We start from the raw sequence: 19,860 nt of genomic DNA, 5'->3' as shown, positions 1-19,860 counted from the left end.
TACTGCACTACCGGTGCTGCTTGCGGTAATCGCTCGGCGTCTGGCCGTAGTAAGCAACAAATTTTTTGTAAAAGAATCCGAGATTGTTGTAGCCGACCTCACCGGCCACCTCCTCCACAGTAAGCGAAGTATTGGTCAGGAGGAGGCCGGCACTGGTCATCCGCTGGATCTGCACAAGCTCCTTGAACGTTCTTCCGGTCGCTTTTTTCAGATAGGCGCTGAAGTAATTGGGGTGGAAGCTGAAATGCTCGGCTACGGAAATCAGGGTGACGTCTTTATAGTGATCCTCCAGATATTTCAGGATTTCGATCAGATTGGCCCTGCCGGCCTCATTGCCGTAGTCCTTGTCATGACCGCCCTGGAACGACTGCAGCAGCTTGCTGAACACAATGACCATATAGGATTCGATAATCTCCTTGGAGCAGAAGCCCGGATCAAACGTTTCGCACATCAGGCTCTCCATCGTCTCCTTGAACGAGATTTCATTGCCGGTATGAAAAATAATATGGCGGTTGTGATTATGAATCTGCGAGATCGCATTCACGATGAAATTGGAAATGATCCCGGTCGTCGCCAGCCTGCTCAGAAAACCTGTGGTGAAGAACGGCTTCAGCATAATGAGGTTGATGATGATATCCTCCTCGGTCGTCTCGAGAATGGTATGCGGCACGTTGGTGTCGAGCATGCACAGATCGCCCTCCCGCAGGGTGACGTGTTTGCCGTCGATAATCTGCTTGCACTGGCCGGAGTAGACGTAATTGATTTCGACGTAGTTATGGATATGCATCGGAATTTTACTGTAACGGGAATGCTGGCGGATCGTCATCTGGTTGATGTGAAAAGAGTTGGTGGAGTTAGCGGGAAATTTGGAGTCTCTCCACGCCTGGGTTGAATAAGGATCCAGGTCCAGAATATATACCGGGCTTCCGGTAATGTTCACCGTCTTGTTCATTTGTTCGAATATAAGCAGACCCTTGTCAGGATCCTTTTTATGACGGTGCTCGCTTTCCGACAGCTCGGACAGCCGCCGTCTTAACTCGTCTCTCTGCATGGCTGCAGTCCCCCTTTGATCAAAGATAAGATTAACTATATGAAGTTAAGTTTGGTAAGTCAAATCAATCACCCGCTTACTTGCGGTATCAGATACATCAAATAGACAGAGAAGACAGGAGTGGAGCCTTTATGAAAAGACTTGCTGAGGTTCTGGACAATAAACAGGAAAACTACGTGCTTCCTTTTCTGTGGCTGCATGGAGAGCCGGAGGCGCTTTTAAGAGAATCGGTTGCCAAAATCCAGGAGGCCGGCATACACGCCCTTTGCGTGGAATCCCGTCCGCACCCCGATTTCTGCGGTGAGGGCTGGTGGCGCGACATGGACATTATTATGGATGAGGCCCGCCGCCGGGGCATGAAGGTATGGCTGCTGGACGACTCCCATTTCCCTACGGGCTATGCGAACGGCAAGATCAAATCCGATCACCCCGGGCTGGTCAAAAAATATCTCAAAATCCATCAGCTTGATTTCGTTGGCCCGCTGCAGGACGCCTCTTTTCTCGTAAAATGGGGCAGCCCCGGCAACCGGATGAGTCTGACTGCAGCTCCCAAGGCTGTGAATGACAAAGTGCTGGGCATCATCGCCGCACGGAGAACCGGTGAGAACAGCGTCGATCCGGCGAGCTTCGCTGATGTCAGCTCCCATGAGCAGGACGGTGTGCTGTACTGGGACATCCCGGAAGGAGACTGGCGGGTTTTCATTATGCTGGAGACCATTCACGGCGGGGAGCCCCACACCGAAGGTTATCTGAATCCGCTTGATCCCGAGGCTGTAAAGGTGCTGATTAGCGAGGTCTACGAATCGCATTATGCCCGTTATGCGGCGGATTTCGGCGAGACGTTTGCCGGATTTTTCTCGGATGAGCCGCGGTTTGGCAATATGCACGGGGCCTTCGGCTCGATCGGCCGGGCAGAAATGGTGCTGCCTTGGAAAGAAGGGCTGCAGGAGCAGTTCACTGCGGAAGAAAAGCTGCTGCTGCCGCTGCTCTCAACCGTGGAGGCAGAGGGTGCAGAGCACGCCATCCGCTACAAATACATGGACATTGTGAGCCGGATGTACGGTGAAGCGTTCACCGGAACACTGGCGGCCTGGTGCCGGGAGCATGGCGTAGAGTATATCGGCCATCTGATCGAGGACAACAATGCGCATGCGCGGCTCGGTTACGGGGCGGGACATTTTTTCAGAGCGATCTGGGAGCAGGATATGGCCGGCATCGACGTGGTGCTGAACCAGATTATGCCCGGCATGGACAAAGGACCGTTCAAGTCGATGACGGCCAAGGGCTGGGACGGGGAGTTTTTCCATTATGGACTGGCCAAAATGGGCGCTTCCCTTGGCCATCTCGATCCCAAAAAGCGGAACCGCACCATGTGCGAGGTCTACGGGGCTTACGGCTGGGCGGAAGGCATCAAGCTGATGAAGTGGATTACCGACCATATGCTGGTGCGGGGTGTGACCCATTTTGTACCCCATGCTTTTTCGCCAAAAGAGTTCCCGGACCCTGACTGCCCGCCGCATCTCGATGCCAGAGGCCACAATCCGCAGTACCGGTTCATGAGCGTGCTGTTTGATTATCTGAACCGGGTCAGCCATCTGCTGAACGGGGGGCAGCATGTTGCGAACGTTGGGCTGCTGTATCATGCCGAAGCGGAATGGCTGGGTGAGTATATGCTGTTCCAGAAGCCGGCAAAGGAGCTGGCGCAGCATCAGATCGAGTTCGATGTCATTCCGGCGGATCTGATTGCACAGGCTGAGCTGGGCGGCGGCACGTATACAATTAACGGACAGACGTTCAGCGCGCTGGTGATCCCTTATGCCGAGGCACTGCCGCAGGCGCTGCTGGAGCGGGTTAAGGTGTTCACAGATGCTGGTATCCGCGTGCAGTTTATTGACGGGCTTCCGGTGAGAAACGAGCACGGGGAGCAGGCGGACGGCACGCTGCTGGAGCAGGCGGCGGTATGCGGGCTGGAGGAGTTTACGGCTCAGCTGATCAAAGAAAATCATCACGATGTGCACACCTCAGAGCATCAGCCCTACCTTCGCAGCTATCATTACCGTCAGGCCGAAGGCGATGTATACATGTTCTTCAATGAAGAACCTTACAAGGTGATTGAGACGACAGTGACGTTAAGCGGAGATCGTCCGGTTGTCGCCTATGACGGCTTCTCCAATCAGGTCAAGCCGGTATCGCAGTCCCAGGCCGATGGTAAAACTGAGGTTCAGCTGGTGCTGCATCCGTATGAATCCGTTGTGCTGCTGGAAAGCCGGGTGGAAGCCGAGGCTGCTCCGCAGCAGGCGAATGACGGCGCAGAAATCGCTGGAGAATGGAGCGTTTCTTTTGCCACAGCCACAGCTTATCCGTCCTTTTCAGCAGAGCAGACGCTGGTTTCGCTGCAGGATATCTCCAGAGTGGAAGGCAAGGCGCGGTTCTCCGGAACGATGCGTTATGAGCTGGCCTTTACTTTGGAGGAAGAAGTTCCGGCCAATGCCGTGCTTGACCTGGGACGCGTCTACGAGGTTGCCGAAGTAACGCTTAACGGCCAGCAGCTGGGTGTAAAAATCTGCCCGCCTTACATCTTTGATGCAGGAACTGCGCTGGTACTTGGCGAGAACCGGCTGGTCATTGAGGTAACGAACAACCTCGGCAAGCAGGAGCAGGATTTCTTGTCCCAGTACATGATCCACGAGCCGTCCGGGCTGCTGGGACCGGTTGTGCTGCGGTAGGAAGTGATTGAAACAGAGGCATAAGCAGAAGGAGCATAATATTATGTCAAAATATACTTTTCCCGCAGGGTTCCTGTGGGGCGGCGCAATTGCGGCCAATCAGACGGAAGGGGCTTACCGGGAGGACGGCAAAGGGCTGACGACGGTGGATCTGATTCCGGCAGGGCCGCAGCGCTGGCCTGTGATGGGCGGGAAGCTGGATGCTTTTGAGCCGCAGCTGGGGCTGATGTATCCGTCGCATGAAGCGATCGGCTTTTATCACCGCTATAAAGAGGATATTGCGCTGTTCGCGGAAATGGGCTTCAAGGCGCTGCGTGTGTCGGTGTCCTGGACGCGGATTTTTCCGAATGGGAATGATACCGAGCCAAATGAGCCGGGGCTGGAGTTCTATGATCATCTGTTCGATGAGCTGCTGAAATACGGGATACAGCCGGTGGTTACAATCGCACATTTCGATGTGCCGGTTCATCTGGTGCAGACGTACGGAAGCTGGAGAAGCCGCAAGCTGGTGGGGTTGTTTGAGCGGTACGCCATTACGCTGTTCACACGCTATAAGGACAAAGTGAAGTACTGGATGACCTTCAACGAGATTAACATGCTGCTGCATCTGCCGTTTGTCGGCGCGGGGCTGGTCTTTAGTGAGGGGGAGGATAAGCGGCAGATCCAATATCAGGCTGCCCATCATCAGCTGGTGGCGAGCGCGCTGGCGGTGAAGGCCTGTCATGAGCTTATCCCCGATGCGCAGATAGGCTGTATGCTGGCCGCCGGATCAACGTATCCGTATGTGTGCAATCCGGAGGATGTATGGGATGCGATGAATAAGGACCGCGAATCATTCTTCTTCATCGACGTTCAGTCCCGCGGGGCGTATCCCGGCTATGCCAAACGGTTCTTTAAGGATAACGGCATCACCGTTGAGATGGAGCAGGGCGATGAGGAGCTGCTGAAGCACAATACGGTGGATTATATCGGCTTCAGCTACTATGCCAGCCGGACTGCCAGCACGGACCCAGAGGTGCTTGGCCGGATGACCAGCGGCAATGTGTTCGGCTCGGTCGATAATCCGTATCTGCAAAAGTCGGCCTGGGGCTGGACGATTGATCCGCTCGGCTTCCGGATTACAGCCAATCAGCTGTATGACCGCTACCAGAAGCCGCTGTTTGTGGTCGAGAACGGGCTGGGCGCTGCCGATGAACCCGGTCCCGGCGGAGAGGTAGCCGACGACTACCGGATCGACTATCTGCAGAGACATATCGCCGCCATGGGCGAGGCCATTGAGGACGGCGTCGAGATCATCGGCTATACCAGCTGGGGCCCGATTGATCTGGTCAGCGCCTCAACCGGAGAGATGAAGAAGCGTTACGGCTATATCTACGTCGACAAGGACAACGCCGGCAACGGTACCCTGCAGCGGAGCCGGAAGAAGAGCTTCCACTGGTACAAGCAGGTTATTGCCAGTAACGGCGGGAACCTGTCGGCGGACGGGCTGTACTAGGATAAGCTGCATAGGATGAAAGCCAGAAAACACCTCCAGAAGGTAAGCTCTATCGTTCGATAGAATTATCCCTGGAGGTGTTTTTTTGTTAGAGATGGAGTTACTGGGAAGAACCCGCCGCCGCATGATCAGCCTTCACGCAGTCAATCGCCACAACAATCGCAATCATGATGGCCTCCATCTGTTCATTCAAAATCTGAATCTTGTAGCTGTCGCCCCAGGTAAACCACTCCTTGTTGACCTCACCAATGACTGAACCGTGCTGTAAGACCTGAAAGTTCATATCCCACCAGTTGCCGCGTACCTCAATGCCGGCTGAATCAATCGTATAGCGCGCTTTTAAAAAGGAAAATTCCTTCTTGATCGTCAGCACTTCCCGGCCGTTCACCTCGACAAAAAACTTCGGCAGGAAGCTGAACACCTTTTTCGTAATCAGTGCGATCTCCTCTCCGCGGGCATTCATAATGGAGAACGTTTTGGGAATCTGCATAAAGCTGCCTTCTACCAGATAGACATCCTGCTCCTGCTGGTTCTTCACTGTAAATTTTCCGCTCAGACTGAATACCTTCTGCTTCATATATAGCTGCTTCATAATGAACCTCCTTCGCGGTACTCGCGCGGTGATTTGCCGTGCCAGCGCTTGAACTGGCGGCTGAAGTGGGCGATATCCCGGTAGCCGAGGATCGTAGAGATGTGGCTGACCGGCAGACGCGGATCGTCCAGCAGCACCTTGGCCTCATGGAGCATCTGCCGGGATAGGAACTCTCTCGGTGAGAGGCCGAACACCTGCCGGAATACCCGGTAGCAGTGCGAGGAGCTGATGCCCAGCTCTGCCGCGATATCATCGACGCCAAGCGTCCGGTCTTCCTGCGCATCCTGCTTGAACTGCTGATAGACAAGACCTTGCAGGCGGCTGCGGATCTGGTGGGCAAGCTCGACCTTTTCATAGCTGGCAGAAGCCTGCAGGTTGGCCTCAACAGAGAAGGCCTCCCACAGCTGGCCGAATAGTTCAAACACGGCAGACTGCAGCATCATCCGCTGTGACATTGTGATGTCCCCGTGAATCTGGCGGGAGATATCGACCAGCCGGGTGAGTGAGGGCGTTAACTTATGGGCAATCGTGCTGTCAGCCTTGAACAATACATGATGCAGCCGGCTCAAGAGCGAGATGAGAATTTTATCGTCGATATCAAAATGGATACAAAAATACGTGAACGGCCGCCCGTTGCCGCTCTGGCTGGAGTGCGAGTCTCCCGGCCGCAAAAGAACCAGATCCCCGGCACGCTGCGTATAGCTGCGGCTGTTGACGATGATCCGCTGCTCCCCGTCCAGTACATAGTTGAACTCATATTGCGGGTGGGCATGAATTGGATAACTCCATGCACCGCTTACCGTCCGCAGATGCATGCCGAACAGGTTCAGCGTTGTTTTGACGTCAGGGATAATGATTTCACTAATGTTCTGGCCGAGTTCAGGCGGCAAAAAAGCTGAAGCCATAGGCGGTTCCTCCCGGTAAGCAAGTTCTCTGTAGATTTTAGTATAGCGGAGTTTAGCTTGATTTGGGTAAATTTCTGCCTGATTTGGCAATGTTCCCGGCATAGAGCCCCGTGATAGGATGAGAATGGGCAATCTATAAACTGCCAAACTCGCATGCTGCGTAACAGGAAGGAGCCATTATGACAAAATCTAATCCATTCTATAATGTCCAGCATTCACCTATCGGGGCATTTGCAAGCTTCACACTCGGTTTTAAAGGTAAAAACGGAGGGCTCGGGCTGGAGCTGGGCAAACCGGCTGACCAGAATATGTATATCGGATTTCAGTCTGCGGACGGTGAAAGCTATGAGGTGCTGCCTTTTTTCGAGCAGGTGGCAGATGCCGGAGCCAGATATGATATTGAAAAAGCGGGGGAATCCGCGAGAATTCATTTGAAAGCGTTTCAAGATGAGGCGATCAGCCGGACGCTCGGAACAGCGAGCGATACGTGGCAGGCGGGGGACCTGACCTTCAAGGTGTACTCTCCCGTCCGGTCGGTACCTGATCCGTCCACGGCTGATGATGAATCGCTGAAGGCGGCGCTGCTGCCGGCGGTTTATGCCGAGCTTACGCTCGATAACACCCGGGGGACCTTTGCCCGCAGAGGCTTCTTCGGCTACGAAGGCAGCGATCCATACAGCTCCATGCGCAGGCTGGGCGATACGAGCGGCGGCGCTTTTCAGGGAATCGGACAAGGCCGGCTGACGGCTATTGCCTGTGCGGAGGAAGGCGTGCAGTCGGCGCTCGGCTTTACCATGGAAAAGATTCTGGAGGCCAAGCTTGAGCATAATCTGTCCTTTGGACTGGGCGGCACGGGTGCCGTACTGATGGACGTTCCGGCGGGCGAAAAGCGGACGTACCGGTTTGCGGTTTGCTTTTACCGCGGCGGTCTGGTAACTTCAGGGATCGATGCCTGCTATGCGTATACCCGCTTTTTCCGGAATATCGAGGAGGTGGCCGGTTATGCGCTGGAGCATTTCGGTGAACTGACCGCTGCCTGTACGGACGCTGATGCCTGGATTCACTCGGCCGGGCTTAGTGCAGACCAGAGCTTCATGCTGTCGCATGCAATTCACAGCTATTACGGAAGCACGCAGCTGCTGCATGACGGGGAGAAGTATCTGTGGATTGTCAACGAAGGTGAATACCGGATGATGAATACGCTGGATCTGACGGCGGATCAGCTGTTTTTTGAGCTGGTAATGAATCCGTGGACGGTACGGAATGAGCTGGAATTGTTCGTGGACCGCTACAGCTATGAGGATAAGGTTGTGTTTCCGGGCGAAACGAGGGAGTATCCTGGCGGCATCAGCTTCACCCATGATGTCGGCGTAGCCAATGTGTTCTCGCGTCCGCAATATTCCGCTTATGAGCTGGCGGGGCTGGATGACTGCTTTTCCTTTATGAGTCATGAGGAGCTGGTGAACTGGCTGGTCTCGGCGCTCGTCTATATTGAACAGACCGGAGACCGTGAATTCGTGGACAACATGCTGCCGGTGCTCCGGGCCTGCTTCGAGAGCATGCTGAACCGTGACCATCCGGACAAGGAGCAGCGCAACGGCCTGATGGGTCTGGACAGCAACCGGACGCAGGGCGGAGCCGAAATTACCACTTACGACAGTCTGGACACCTCGCTGGGACAGTCACGCAATAACATTTATATGGCGGGCAAATGCTGGGCGGCCTATGTGGCGCTGGAGAAGTTTTTCGGACAGGAGGGGCTGACGGAGCTGGCGGCAGAAGCGGGACAGCAGGCGGAGAAATGTGCTGCTTCGATTGCTTCGCAGTTAAATAGTGAAGGGTTTATTCCGGCCGTCATTAACGAAAATAATGATTCCCGTATCATTCCGGCAATCGAAGGGCTGATCTTCCCGCTCTTCACCGGCTGTGAGGAGGCGCTTGATCCGGCCGGCCGGTTCGCCGGGTACCTCAGCGCGCTGAACACGCATCTGCAGACTGTACTGGTTCCGGGCGTCTGCCTGTTCGAAGATGGAGGCTGGAAGCTGTCCTCCACCAGCAACAACTCCTGGCTCAGTAAAATTTATCTCTCGCAGTTTATCGCCCGCGAGATTTTGCATCTGCCTTGGGAGGAGAGCGGCCGTGCGGCGGATGCCGCCCATGTGGGCTGGCTGCTGCATCCCGAGCTGTCCTACTGGTGCTGGAGCGACCAGATTCTGGGCGGCCTGATCGGCGGCAGCAAATACTACCCGCGCGGCGTTACGGCCATCCTCTGGCTGCTGGAAGGCACGGGCAGCCGGGCGCTGACCGGGCTGGCAGGGCAGGCCTTTGCTAAATAAATTGTGCAGATAAAAGCTGGCACGCTCTATAACTGCAGTTTGTGCAACTAAAAGCAGGGAAAATCCGCGTTTAGACAAAATAGCTGCATTTGGTACAGCTAAACTGGCTGAAATCGGACTGAATGGGCTTAATCCGCCGATATAGGTGTACGGAGTACATTTAAAACGGTTAGAGGAGCAAAAGTAACCGGATTAGCTGTATAAAGTGCAGCTAAAGTTGTCAAGTGTAGCGAGAGGCAAGCCGGGTGAGTAGGGTGATCTGTGAGCTGGACGGGTGTGCTTAGCTAGTTATGGAATTGATAGTGGGGCGTATGCGCAGAGCGGACAGGATGATTGAGTATATCAAGTGTGTAGAAATAGAGTGTGTTAAGTAACATTAATCAGGAACAATCAGGAGGAGATTCCCGGATGAATGAGGCGGGCGGAATTAACAATCTGCTACAGGACCAGGGGTACAATGCCTGGTTAAGCTATCCCGAGCTTCCGCAGGGCAGCCTGCAGGAGCAATATGTGAAATGGTGCGGAGCGGTGAGTGTTACAGAGACGGACGACACGGTTCAGGCTGCGCTCGCAGAATGGAAGCAGGGCGTTGCTTCGATGCTGGGCATTGAGGTGCAGGTGCAGGCGGAAGCTGCCCTGGCGGATACAGCAGCGAATGCCCCGGAGCATTCTGACGGGACAAGTGCTGGCCATGTCATTGCCTTCGGAACCTTCGGAAGCGGCAACCCGCTGATTAACAGCGTATTTGCAGAGGCCGACATCCGCAAGGTGGGCCGCGAAGGCTTCGCCATCCGCACCAGCGCAGAGCATAACTGCATTGCTGTAGGTGCCTCCGCACCTGCCGGGGTGCTGTACGGCGTATTCCATCTGCTGCGGCTCATTGGCACGCTTCAGCCCATCGCGGCACTTGATGAGGCAGTGAATCCGGTCAACAGCCTGCGGATGATCAACCATTGGGATAATTTTGACGGCAGTGTGGAGCGGGGCTATGCCGGCAGGTCTTTTTTCTATGAGAATAACCGGTTTATCGGGGATATGGAGCGGGTGCGCGATTATGCGCGCCTGATGTCCTCCGCCGGGATCAATGCCATTGCAATCAACAATGTGAATGTCCACGCACTGGAGACACTGTTCATCTCGGAGTATCTGCCGCAGGTGGCAGAAATCGCTGACAAGTTCCGGGTGTATGGCATCCGGCTGTTCCTGAGTGTGAATTTTGCCGGGCCAATGCAGGAAGGCGGAGTGGGCACTGCCGACCCGCTGGATCCGGGCGTGCGCACCTGGTGGCAGAACAAGGCGGCAGAAATCTATCAGGTGATCCCGGATTTCGGCGGCTTTGTGGTGAAGGCGGATTCGGAGAACCGTCCGGGGCCGTTCACCTACGGACGCGACCATGCCGACGGGGCCAACATGCTGGCTGAGGCGCTGGAACCGTTCGGCGGCATTGTCATCTGGCGCTGCTTCGTCTACAACTGCAAGCAGGACTGGCGTGACCGCAAGACAGACCGTGCGCGGGCAGCCTATGACCACTTCAAGCCGCTGGACGGCAGATTCAAGGACAATGTCATCCTCCAGATCAAAAACGGGCCGATGGATTTCCAGGTCAGAGAGCCGGTCTCTCCGTTGTTCGGGGCACTTACGCAGACTAATCAGATCATTGAATTTCAGATCGCCCAGGAATATACCGGCCAGCAGCGCCATGTCTGCTACCTGGTTCCCCAATGGAAGGAGGTGCTGGAATTCCAGACCCTCGCCAAAGGCGAAGCTTCTCCGGTGAAGCGCATCGTGGACGGCTCGCTGTGGGGCAACAGGCACAGCGGGATTGCGGCGGTGTCCAACACCGGCAATGACATCAACTGGACCGGCCATCTGCTGGCCCAGGCCAACCTGTACGGCTACGGCCGCCTGGCCTGGAATCCTGAGCTCAGCGCGGAAGCCATCGCCGCTGAGTGGATAGCACTGACCTTTGGCAGCAATCCGGAGGTGGCGGATGTAATCAGCCGGATTTTGCTGGATTCATGGGAAATCTACGAATCCTACACCGCTCCGCTTGGTGTGGGCTGGATGATCAATCCAGAGCATCATTACGGGCCGAATGTGGACGGCTATGAATATTCGCAATGGGGCACCTATCATTATGCCGACAACCGAGGGATCGGGGTCGACCGGACGGTGAAGACGGGAACCGGATACAGCGCCCAGTACATCGGCAGCAACGCTGCCCGCTACGAATCGCTTGAGGAATGCCCGGATGAGCTGCTGCTGTTCTTCCACCATGTGCCGTACACCCATGTGCTCCATTCCGGCAAAACCGTAATCCAGCATATCTATGATACGCATTTTGAAGGTGCGCAGCGGGCGGAAGGGCTGCTGTCCTCCTGGCAGACCTTAAAGGACAAGGTAAGAGAGGATCTGTATGTGCAGGTGGAGCAGCGTCTTACAGGGCAAGCGGCGCATGCCAAGGAGTGGCGTGACCAGATCAACACGTATTTTTACCGTAAAAGCGGGATAGAAGATCAGGCGTCACGCACCATCTACTAAGAGGATATGACCATGACGATTACCTTCGGAACCATTATTGACTGGCTGACGGCCGGAATTCCCGCGCCGGAGCAGACGGTAGACAGGCTGGAGACAGGAGCACCGGAGACGGAGGTGCGGGGAATTGTCACCGCATTTACCGCCTCGCAATATGTGATAGAACAGGCGGCTGCCCTTGGTGCGAACCTCATTATTTCGCATGAGGGGGTTTATTACAGCCATCATGATCAACGGGAGCAGCTTGGGAATGATCCTGTATACCGGCAGAAATCGGCGCTGATTGCCGAAGCGCAAATCAGTATTTACCGTTTTCACGATTATGTGCACCGCTATACACCGGACGGGATTACCGAAGGACTGATTACGGCACTGGGCTGGCAGGAGTATGTGACGGAGCACCGCCCTGCGGTGTCCCTTCTGACGCTCCCGCCGATGACGGCCAGAGAGGCCGCGGAGCATGTGAAAAGTAAGCTGCAGATTGCCTATGTGCGTGCAGCGGGAGATCTTTCGACGGCCTGCCGCACAATTGGCATCCTGGTCGGCTACCGGGGCGGAGGCCAGCAGGTGATTCCCCTGTACGGGGAAGAAGGCCTGGACCTGATTATTGCCGGGGAGGGACCGGAATGGGAGACGCCGGAATATGTCAGGGATGCGCTGCAGCAGGGGCGCAGCAAAGCATTGATCATGCTTGGGCACGCCGAGAGTGAGGCGCCGGGCATGAAGCTGCTGGCAGAGCGGCTGGCGGCGCAGTTTCCGGCGGTGCCGGTGCATTTTATCCCGGAACGTCCGGTGTTTGAAGTGATTTAACGCCAGAACCTCCTTGCTGCCAAGGAGGTTTTTGGTTTTGCTCGCGTGTCCCAATAGCGGGATATAGCAGGCTTTTTTATGATAATGACAATCCATTTTGCATATTGAACATTGCTCCGGGCGCTGGTTATAGCTTACATTGAAGGTGCATGAAATCGCACAGTATGTTCGCCGGACCAGAATTCACAGTGGAGGTCATCATGTTGATCAACAATTGGAGAGAAGGAAGGGCCAGGCATTCAGCCGTTTTTTTACTGGGCATTGTCCTGCTTGCCGGAGGATGCGAGGGCTCTAATAATGAAAGCGCTTTGAAGACACCTTCGGGCAATCCGTCTGCAGAATCCGCTGATTTTTCCTATCCGATGGCGGGGGATATCACACTCACCTTTATGAATGAACAGCTGGGCGGGACGCCGGAGCGTCTGCCGATCGATGACGAGTATGAGCTCAGGACGGGGATCCGGATCAGGCAGCTCGGAGGCACGCCGATGACTGACCAGAAATTCAGTCTGCTGCTGGCGTCAGGCGAGCTGCCGGATATTTTTCTCAACACCTGGCTGCAGTTCCCCGGCGGTCCCGATAAAGCGGTGGAGCAGGGCTATATTCTCAAGCTGAACGGTCTGATTGACCAGTATGCCCCCAACCTGAAACGGACGCTTGCCGAGCATCCGGAAATTGACAAAATGATTAAAACCGATGCCGGAACCTACTATGCCTTCCCGTTCATCCGTTCGGAAAACGGCAGGGTGTACGGCGGACCGATCATCCGCCAGGACTGGCTGGACGAGCTGGGGCTTGGCATCCCGGAGACGATCGACGAGTGGCATACGGTGCTGACCGCCTTTAAAGAACAGAAACTGGCTGCCGCCCCGCTGACGCTCCGGACCTTGTTCCTGGGTGAGCGGACCGGCGGATTTGCCGGCGCCTTCGGGGTGATGGGCAATTTCTATGTCAATGACGGGAAGGTGGTCTATGGGTACCTGGAGCCGGAATATAAGGAGTACCTGAAGACGATGGCCCAGTGGTATAAGGAGGGGCTGATCGACAAGGATTTTGCCTCCATCGATGCGGCGACTGTGGATAAAAAAATGACCTCCGGCGAGAGCGGAGCGACAATCGGCTGGCAATTTTACATTGAGAGCTACAATTCGGCAGCACAGGCTGCAGGCGAACATGCTGATTTTGCAGCCGCTCCGTATCCTGCAGCAGCCAAGGGGGAGACGCCGGAGTTCGGCCAGCTCGACAATGCCTATGCCGGAACTTACTCCGCGGCTATTTCGGCTAATACGAAGCATGTGGAGGCGGCGATGCGGTGGCTGGATTATGCTTTTACCGAAGAGGGAAGTATGCTGAATACCTTCGGCATCGAGGGGACTACGTATACTTTGGTGGGCGGCGAGCCGGTGTACACGGACTTTGTGGCGAATAACCCGGACGGTATTTCCAGTGATAAGGTGATGCTCAAATACTCGCACAGCACGAACTTTCCCATGATTCAGCAGGATAATCACCTGCCGGTGAAGTATGCCCAGACCACAGCGGCCCTGGACATCTGGAAGAATACGAACCACGAGCGCCATCTGCTCCCGCCGGTTACGCCGACAGGCGAGGAATCCGACGAGCTGGGCAGCATTATGAACGACATCAACACCCTGGTGAAGGAAGCGGAGCTCCGAATCATTCTCGGCACCGAACCGGCGGATAACTACGACAAATATGTGCAGCAGATGCGGGATATGGGGATCGAGCGGGCGCTGGACATTCAGCAGGCTGCCTATGAACGTTATTTGGAGCGGTGAGACCGGGCGGTATCCGGAAAAAAAGATACAGGAGGAGAGGACAGAATGAATACTGCACGCAAATGGAACGGGGGCTGGCAGTTCAGCAGGCAGCCGCTGGGCTCTGAGCTGACAAAAGTAATGGCAGAGGCGGACTGGATGCCCGTTACCCTGCCGCATGACTGGCTCATCTACGATACGAATGCGCTTTACGAGAACGGGGAGGGCTGGTACAGCAAGACGCATATTCTGGATAAAATATCGCCGGAGCGCTGTTACTCTCTGCGGTTTGAAGGCGTATACATGGATTCTACACTGTATGTGAACGGACAGGAGGCGGGGGAGTGGAAGTATGGGTATTCCACCTTTGAGTTTGACATTACGCCTTATTTGCAGGAAGGCGATAACCGCATTGTGATGCGGGTCGTCCATGAATCGCCGAATTCCCGCTGGTATTCCGGCGCAGGTATCTACCGCTCGGTGTGGCTGCGAGAATACCCGCTTAGCCATATTGCGGCTGACGGAATCTACATTGCTGCGCGGCTGGCGGACGGCGGGAACTGGACGGTGGATGTGGATGCAGAGCTGGAGCTGGCGGAAACTGCCGGCTGGCCGGGAGACGACGGACAGAACCATGCAGCCGGCGTGGAAAAAGCAGCGTACACGCTCCGCCATACGGTGCTGGACGGGGACGGTAATGCAGTAGCCCTGGAGGAGTCCGCAGTGCTGATGGCGGACAGCCGCGGGACTGTGCATGCCCACAGCAGGCTGACAGTGGAACAGCCGGCGCTCTGGGACATTGCCAGTCCTAGCCTGTACTGGCTAAAGACAGAACTGCTGGCCGGCGGGACCGTTATCCAGGAGGAACGCGAGCGGTTCGGCTTCCGGACAGTGGAGCTGGACAGTGACAAGGGATTTTTCCTGAACGGCCGCTCCTTTAAGCTAAATGGGGTATGCCAGCATCATGATCTGGGTGCACTGGGGGCAGCAGTTAATACAGCTGCGCTGCGCCGGCAGATTGTGCTGCTGCAGGAGATGGGCGTGAACGCCATCCGCACCGCCCATAATATGCCTGCGGTCGAGCTGATGGAGCTGGCGGATGAAATGGGCGTGCTGATCGTTTCGGAGGCGTTTGACATGTGGGAGCGCAGTAAGACGCCTTACGACTATGCCCGTTTTTTCCCGGAATGGTGGAGGAAGGATATCGCCAGCTGGGTCCGGCGCGACCGGAACCGCCCGAGCCTGATCATGTGGAGCATCGGCAACGAAATCTATGATACTCACGCTGGTGATCGGGGCCAGGAGGTTACCCGGATGCTTCAGGATGAGGTGCTGCTGCACGACCCGCGCGGCAACGGTTTTGTGACGATCGGCTCTAACTATATGCCGTGGGAGAATGCACAGAAATGTGCAGACATTGTCAAGGTTGCCGGGTATAACTACGGCGAGAAATATTATGACACGCATCATGCGGAGCATCCGGACTGGATGATCTACGGCAGCGAGACCTGCTCGACGGTGCAGAGCCGGGGAGTCTATCATTTTCCGCTGGAGCAGCCGGTGCTTGCCGACGATGACCTGCAGTGTTCAGCGCTTGGCAACAGCTCGACCAGCTGGGGCGCGAAGAATACAGAAACCTGCATCACCGGAGACCGGGACGCCAAGTATTCCCTGGGACAGTTCCTCTGGACCGGCTTCGACTATATCGGGGAACCGACACCGTACCATACCAAGAACTCTTACTTCGGACAGCTGGACACCGCCGGGTTCCCGAAGGATTCCTATTATATTTATCAGGCGGAATGGACGGATTACCGCACCGCTCCGATGATTCATATCTTCCCGTACTGGGATTTCTCGGAGGGGCAGCTGATCGATGTTCGTGTCTGCTCTAACGCCCCGCGGATTGAGCTGTTTCTGGATGACGTATCGCAGGGAACCTATGATATTGACCATGAACACGGCCTGCAGCTCGTAGGGAACTGGCAGCTGCCGTACAAGGCTGGGGTTCTCCGGGCCGATGCCTATGATGAACAGGGTCAGGTGATTGCCTCAGAGCAGAGGGCTTCCTTCGGCGATGCCTCCTCCCTTGTGCTGGCAGCAGACAAGCAGGAGCTTGCTGCTGACGGGCAGGATCTGATCTTCGTCACGATTACTGCTGCAGATGCAGCCGGTCTCCCTGTGGAGAATGCCAACAACCGGGTACTGCTGGGCATCGAAGGACCGGGACGGCTGGTCGGCCTGGATAACGGGGACAGCACCGATTACGATGCCTACAAAGGCGCAAGCCGCCGGATGTTCAGCGGCAAGCTGCTGGCGATTATTGCCGGTACACTGGAGCCGGGGGCGATTACGCTGCGCGCGGAGTCGGCAGGTATTGCCGGTGCTGAGATCGTGCTGCAGTCCGTGCCTGCTGTTACGGATACGGGGGCAGAGCCGGAAGAACGGGTGCTCTATGCAGATTGCCCGCTGGAAGCCTGGCGGGGAGCCGGCTTGAAGGCTGGACACGCCAGCGGCGAAGCCTTGCCTGAGGTGCCGGTGCGGAAGCTGGAGATCCTCTGTCCGGAGGGCACGCTGCTGACCCCGGATAAGTCCGGCTTGCCCATCCGCGTGAAGCTGCATCCGGAGAACGCCACTTATCAGGATGTGGAATGGCGCATCACTAATGCGGCCGGGGTAGATTCCAATATTGCTGCGCTTGAGGTTAAGGGACAGGAAGTGCTGGTTACCCCTCTCGGGGACGGCGATGTCTTTGTGCGGTGCGGAGTGCGCAACGGGGCAGAGGGCATCCGGATCTATTCACAGATGGAGATCAAGCTTAGCGGCTTCGGCCAGGCTTATCTGAATCCTTATGAATTCATCTCCGCCGCCTATCACAGCAGCGCCAGCTACAACCTGACCAACGGCAATGAACGCGGCGTAGCGACGGCGCGTGAAGGGGAGAGCCTGATCTGCTTCGAGCGGATTGACTTTGGCAGCTACGGCGCAGATGAATTGACAATGCCTGTATTCGCACTGGATAGCGAGGAATATCCCATCGAGATCTGGGAAGGAATTCCGGGCCAGTCCGGCGCGGTGCTGCTGGATACCGTATTGTACCGGAAGCCGTCCCGCTGGAATGTATATCAGGAGGAGACCTACAAGCTGCCCCGCCAGCTGCGCGGCATTACAACGATTTCCTTCATCCTGCGGAAAAAGATTCACCTCAAGGGCATCTCGTTTGCCCGCCGGCACAAAGCGTTTGCCCGTCTCGGTGCCCTGGATAACAGCCGGATTTACGGCGATACCTTCTCCGTCACAGAGCATGCGATTGAGGGGATCGGCAACAACGTGTCGCTGATCTACGAGGACATGGATTTCGGTAAGCATGGCGCAGTGAGTCTGCAGATTTGCGGCCGTTCCGGGCTTGCTAACAATACCGTGCACCTGCTGTTCAGCGGCCCCGACGGCGACTCTAAGCAGCTTGTTGAATTCCAAGGAGCGGACAGCTATACGGTGCGGGAATTTACGCTAGAGCCAGTGTATGGTGCACACACTGTGACATTCCTGTTCCTGCCGGGCAGTAACTTTGACCTGCGGTGGTTCCGGTTTCTGCAAGCAGGAGAAGGAGATTGATCCTCTGGAAGGGGAGACCGTTAAGCGAATCATTGACCCGCTTAGCAATGATTCAATGTCAGTATCATCAATAAAGGCAGCCGGTCGCTTAGACCGGCTGCCTTTATCATACCCGTTAAAGATTGTTATATTGCTCCTCTGAGACTGGCTCAAGCCATTCGGGTGTACCTGCAGTGATTGCTATATGTTCAAACCAGCTGTCCCTTGTTGCGCCGTGTCAGTGTTTTACACCATCATGGGTAACAACGACATCGCCTGCTTTTAACAATTGTGCCGGTTGTCCTTCTTCCTGATACCAGCCTTCGCCGCCAGTTACAAGTAAAAGCTGATAGCCGTTTCTATGAATATGCCAGTTATTCCGGCAACCCGGTTCAAAGGTCACATTTCCTACCCCTACATTGATTTCAGGATCAGCAACCAGCAGTTTGAAGTAGCTTTGTCCGATAAAATATTTTGCAAATGCTTCATTCTTTTCGCCAATAGGGAAAATCACGCCGTTTGCAACTTCTTCATGTTTTGCCATTTCGTTTCCTCCCCTTAATTCACTTTGTTTTTCTCGCCGAAGACCGGGAAGAAGTTGTGCTCACCATAATGTTGAATGGTCTCAACATTCTTCAAAGTCTCCATATCCGTATCGCTGATCACAAAATCAAGCTCGGCATTGATTCGCATATGCTCCGGGTTCGCCGTCTTGGGAATGACCACAAGACCAAGCTGAATATCGTATCGAAGGCTGAGCTGGGCTACAGATACTCCATACTTTCCTGCAATTTCCTTAACCTCCGGATGATCAAGAATAGCACCGTGCGCAATCGGTGAATAGGCCTCGACCAGGATATCATTGTTCTGGCAGAACTCAATCAATTGGAATGGAGTATTGCTCACATGGGCCAGAATTTGATTGACCATCGGCTTAATCTCACAGCTCTCAAGTATATTTTCTATATCGTCCTGCAGGAAGTTAGAAAGACCGATGGCCTTAACCTTACCTGCCTTATAAGCGTCCTCCATGGCTCTCCATGCTTCTTTGTTTTCCGCAAAATAACGTTTCTCTCCGCGGAATTCGTTCCAGGGCTGCGGGCTGTGGATAATCAGAAGATCGATGTAATCCAGCCCCGTTTTGGCTAAAGATTTATGAATGGATTGCATTACAGCATCATAGCTCTTTGCTTCTGCTACTACCTTTGTCGTGATAAAAAGCTCTTCTCTCGAAATTCCGCTGGAACGGACTCCTTCACCTACACCCGCTTCATTCATATAAGCTTGAGCAGTATCAATATGGCGATAGCCGATGGACACCGCATCACGTACAGCCCGGGCAGCCTGTTCATCATCAAGCAGCCAGGTCCCCAGGCCTAACTTTGGAATTTCAACACCATTTGCTAATTTGAAAGCTTCGCTAAACATATGATTATCTCCTTTTCCTTTTCAGAATGGCAGCTCGCAAAATATTGAAATGCGCACTAATCGATATGGATCGTCTATTTGACATATGTATATAATAAAATAATCACAATTGTATTCAATCGCTAATTTCAGCAAATTTGTCGATTACTAGACATATTGAACCAAAGTGTCAATCATTCAAGAGTAGCTGGCGTGTCTGGAATGACCATCTTCATTATCAGGATAAATATGACTTATTAAACAAGCTCAACCCAGAACATAAAAGAGTTTCATGAAGAGGTGGATCTTACCGTAGAGAAGAATCGGGCGTTATCAGAAGGGGGCGTGGCGTGCTGCAATTTATGGCAACTGCATAGTAGGGGGGCGAATGATAGATTGTAAAAGGAATGCCCAGTCCAGTCCGCCTGCCGAAGTGGCAAAACAAGTAGGCATTTTGTTAGAAAGAACAGTGCAGGAGTGCACTCTGTACGGATAAAAGAGAACGGGAGTCCCATCCTCCGTATCAATTCCCGTCTAGTGTAACATAAGCAGCCGGTCTGGATGACCGGCTGCTTTATTGTGATGGCCGAAATCAAAGGCAAAAATGCCTTTGAATTTGCCCCAAGCG

Annotated in this window: 11 protein-coding genes and 1 pseudogene; 7 read left to right on the top strand and 5 right to left on the bottom strand. The window is 54.7% G+C overall.

The window, feature by feature from the left end:
• Positions 1 to 7 precede the first annotated feature (7 nt).
• On the bottom strand, positions 8 to 1,051 hold the full coding sequence (locus BLR64_RS05640; protein WP_090713036.1) for an AraC family transcriptional regulator: 1,044 nt from the start codon (positions 1,049 to 1,051) through the stop codon (positions 8 to 10).
• Between the two features lie 131 nt (positions 1,052 to 1,182).
• Here BLR64_RS05640 and BLR64_RS05635 point away from each other — a divergent pair, with 131 nt between their 5' ends.
• Both BLR64_RS05635 and BLR64_RS05630 read left to right on the top strand, forming a co-directional pair.
• Positions 1,183 to 3,777: a glycosylhydrolase-like jelly roll fold domain-containing protein gene (locus tag BLR64_RS05635; RefSeq protein WP_090713034.1), complete on the top strand. Its 2,595-nt coding sequence runs from the start codon at positions 1,183 to 1,185 to the stop codon at positions 3,775 to 3,777.
• 43 nt (positions 3,778 to 3,820) lie between these two features.
• A complete protein-coding gene (locus BLR64_RS05630) occupies positions 3,821 to 5,272 on the top strand; it encodes a 6-phospho-beta-glucosidase (protein ID WP_090713032.1) in 1,452 nt (483 codons plus the stop codon).
• Between the two features lie 100 nt (positions 5,273 to 5,372).
• Here the strand turns inward: BLR64_RS05630 and BLR64_RS05625 are convergent, their stop codons facing one another.
• Together BLR64_RS05625 and BLR64_RS05620 are read right to left on the bottom strand one after the other, a co-directional pair.
• Positions 5,373 to 5,864 carry an LURP-one-related/scramblase family protein gene (locus tag BLR64_RS05625; protein ID WP_090713030.1) on the bottom strand — a complete coding sequence of 164 codons (492 nt, stop codon included), beginning with the start codon at positions 5,862 to 5,864 and terminating at the stop codon, positions 5,373 to 5,375.
• The gene (locus BLR64_RS05620) at positions 5,861 to 6,769 is read right to left on the bottom strand and encodes an AraC family transcriptional regulator (RefSeq protein ID WP_090713028.1); all 909 of its coding nucleotides are present in this window, start codon (positions 6,767 to 6,769) and stop codon (positions 5,861 to 5,863) included. Before BLR64_RS05620 ends, BLR64_RS05625 begins: the two co-directional genes overlap by 4 nt.
• 179 nt (positions 6,770 to 6,948) lie before the next feature.
• On the opposite strand from BLR64_RS05620, the gene BLR64_RS05615 reads away from it, so the two are divergent.
• The 5 genes from BLR64_RS05615 (at position 6,949) to BLR64_RS05595 (ending at position 17,846) form a co-directional block, all read left to right on the top strand.
• Positions 6,949 to 9,105 (top strand): glycoside hydrolase family 52 protein, encoded by a 2,157-nt coding sequence (locus BLR64_RS05615; protein ID WP_090713027.1) that lies wholly within the window; start codon positions 6,949 to 6,951, stop codon positions 9,103 to 9,105.
• 408 nt (positions 9,106 to 9,513) lie between these two features.
• Complete coding sequence (locus BLR64_RS05610) at positions 9,514 to 11,646, top strand: alpha-glucuronidase family glycosyl hydrolase (RefSeq protein ID WP_090713025.1); 2,133 nt, start codon at positions 9,514 to 9,516, stop codon at positions 11,644 to 11,646.
• 12 nt (positions 11,647 to 11,658) lie between these two features.
• Positions 11,659 to 12,453 carry a Nif3-like dinuclear metal center hexameric protein gene (locus BLR64_RS05605; RefSeq protein WP_090713023.1) on the top strand — a complete coding sequence of 265 codons (795 nt, stop codon included), beginning with the start codon at positions 11,659 to 11,661 and terminating at the stop codon, positions 12,451 to 12,453.
• 200 nt (positions 12,454 to 12,653) lie between these two features.
• Positions 12,654 to 14,252 (top strand): extracellular solute-binding protein, encoded by a 1,599-nt coding sequence (locus BLR64_RS05600; protein ID WP_090713021.1) that lies wholly within the window; start codon positions 12,654 to 12,656, stop codon positions 14,250 to 14,252.
• A gap of 45 nt (positions 14,253 to 14,297) precedes the next feature.
• The gene (locus tag BLR64_RS05595) at positions 14,298 to 17,846 is read left to right on the top strand and encodes a glycoside hydrolase family 2 TIM barrel-domain containing protein (RefSeq protein WP_090713019.1); all 3,549 of its coding nucleotides are present in this window, start codon (positions 14,298 to 14,300) and stop codon (positions 17,844 to 17,846) included.
• A gap of 115 nt (positions 17,847 to 17,961) precedes the next feature.
• On the opposite strand, the pseudogene BLR64_RS05590 reads toward BLR64_RS05595, so the two are convergent.
• Positions 17,962 to 18,369 (bottom strand): annotated as a pseudogene (locus BLR64_RS05590) (cupin domain-containing protein).
• A 14-nt stretch (positions 18,370 to 18,383) separates the two neighbouring features.
• Positions 18,384 to 19,253 carry an aldo/keto reductase gene (locus tag BLR64_RS05585; RefSeq protein WP_090713017.1) on the bottom strand — a complete coding sequence of 290 codons (870 nt, stop codon included), beginning with the start codon at positions 19,251 to 19,253 and terminating at the stop codon, positions 18,384 to 18,386.
• Between the last annotated feature and the right edge of the window lie 607 nt (positions 19,254 to 19,860).

Origin of the sequence: Paenibacillus typhae (assembly GCF_900099765.1) — a bacterium.
Lineage (GTDB): Bacteria > Bacillota > Bacilli > Paenibacillales > Paenibacillaceae > Paenibacillus_AQ > Paenibacillus_AQ typhae.
This window is presented reverse-complemented; position numbering and strand designations above follow the sequence as displayed.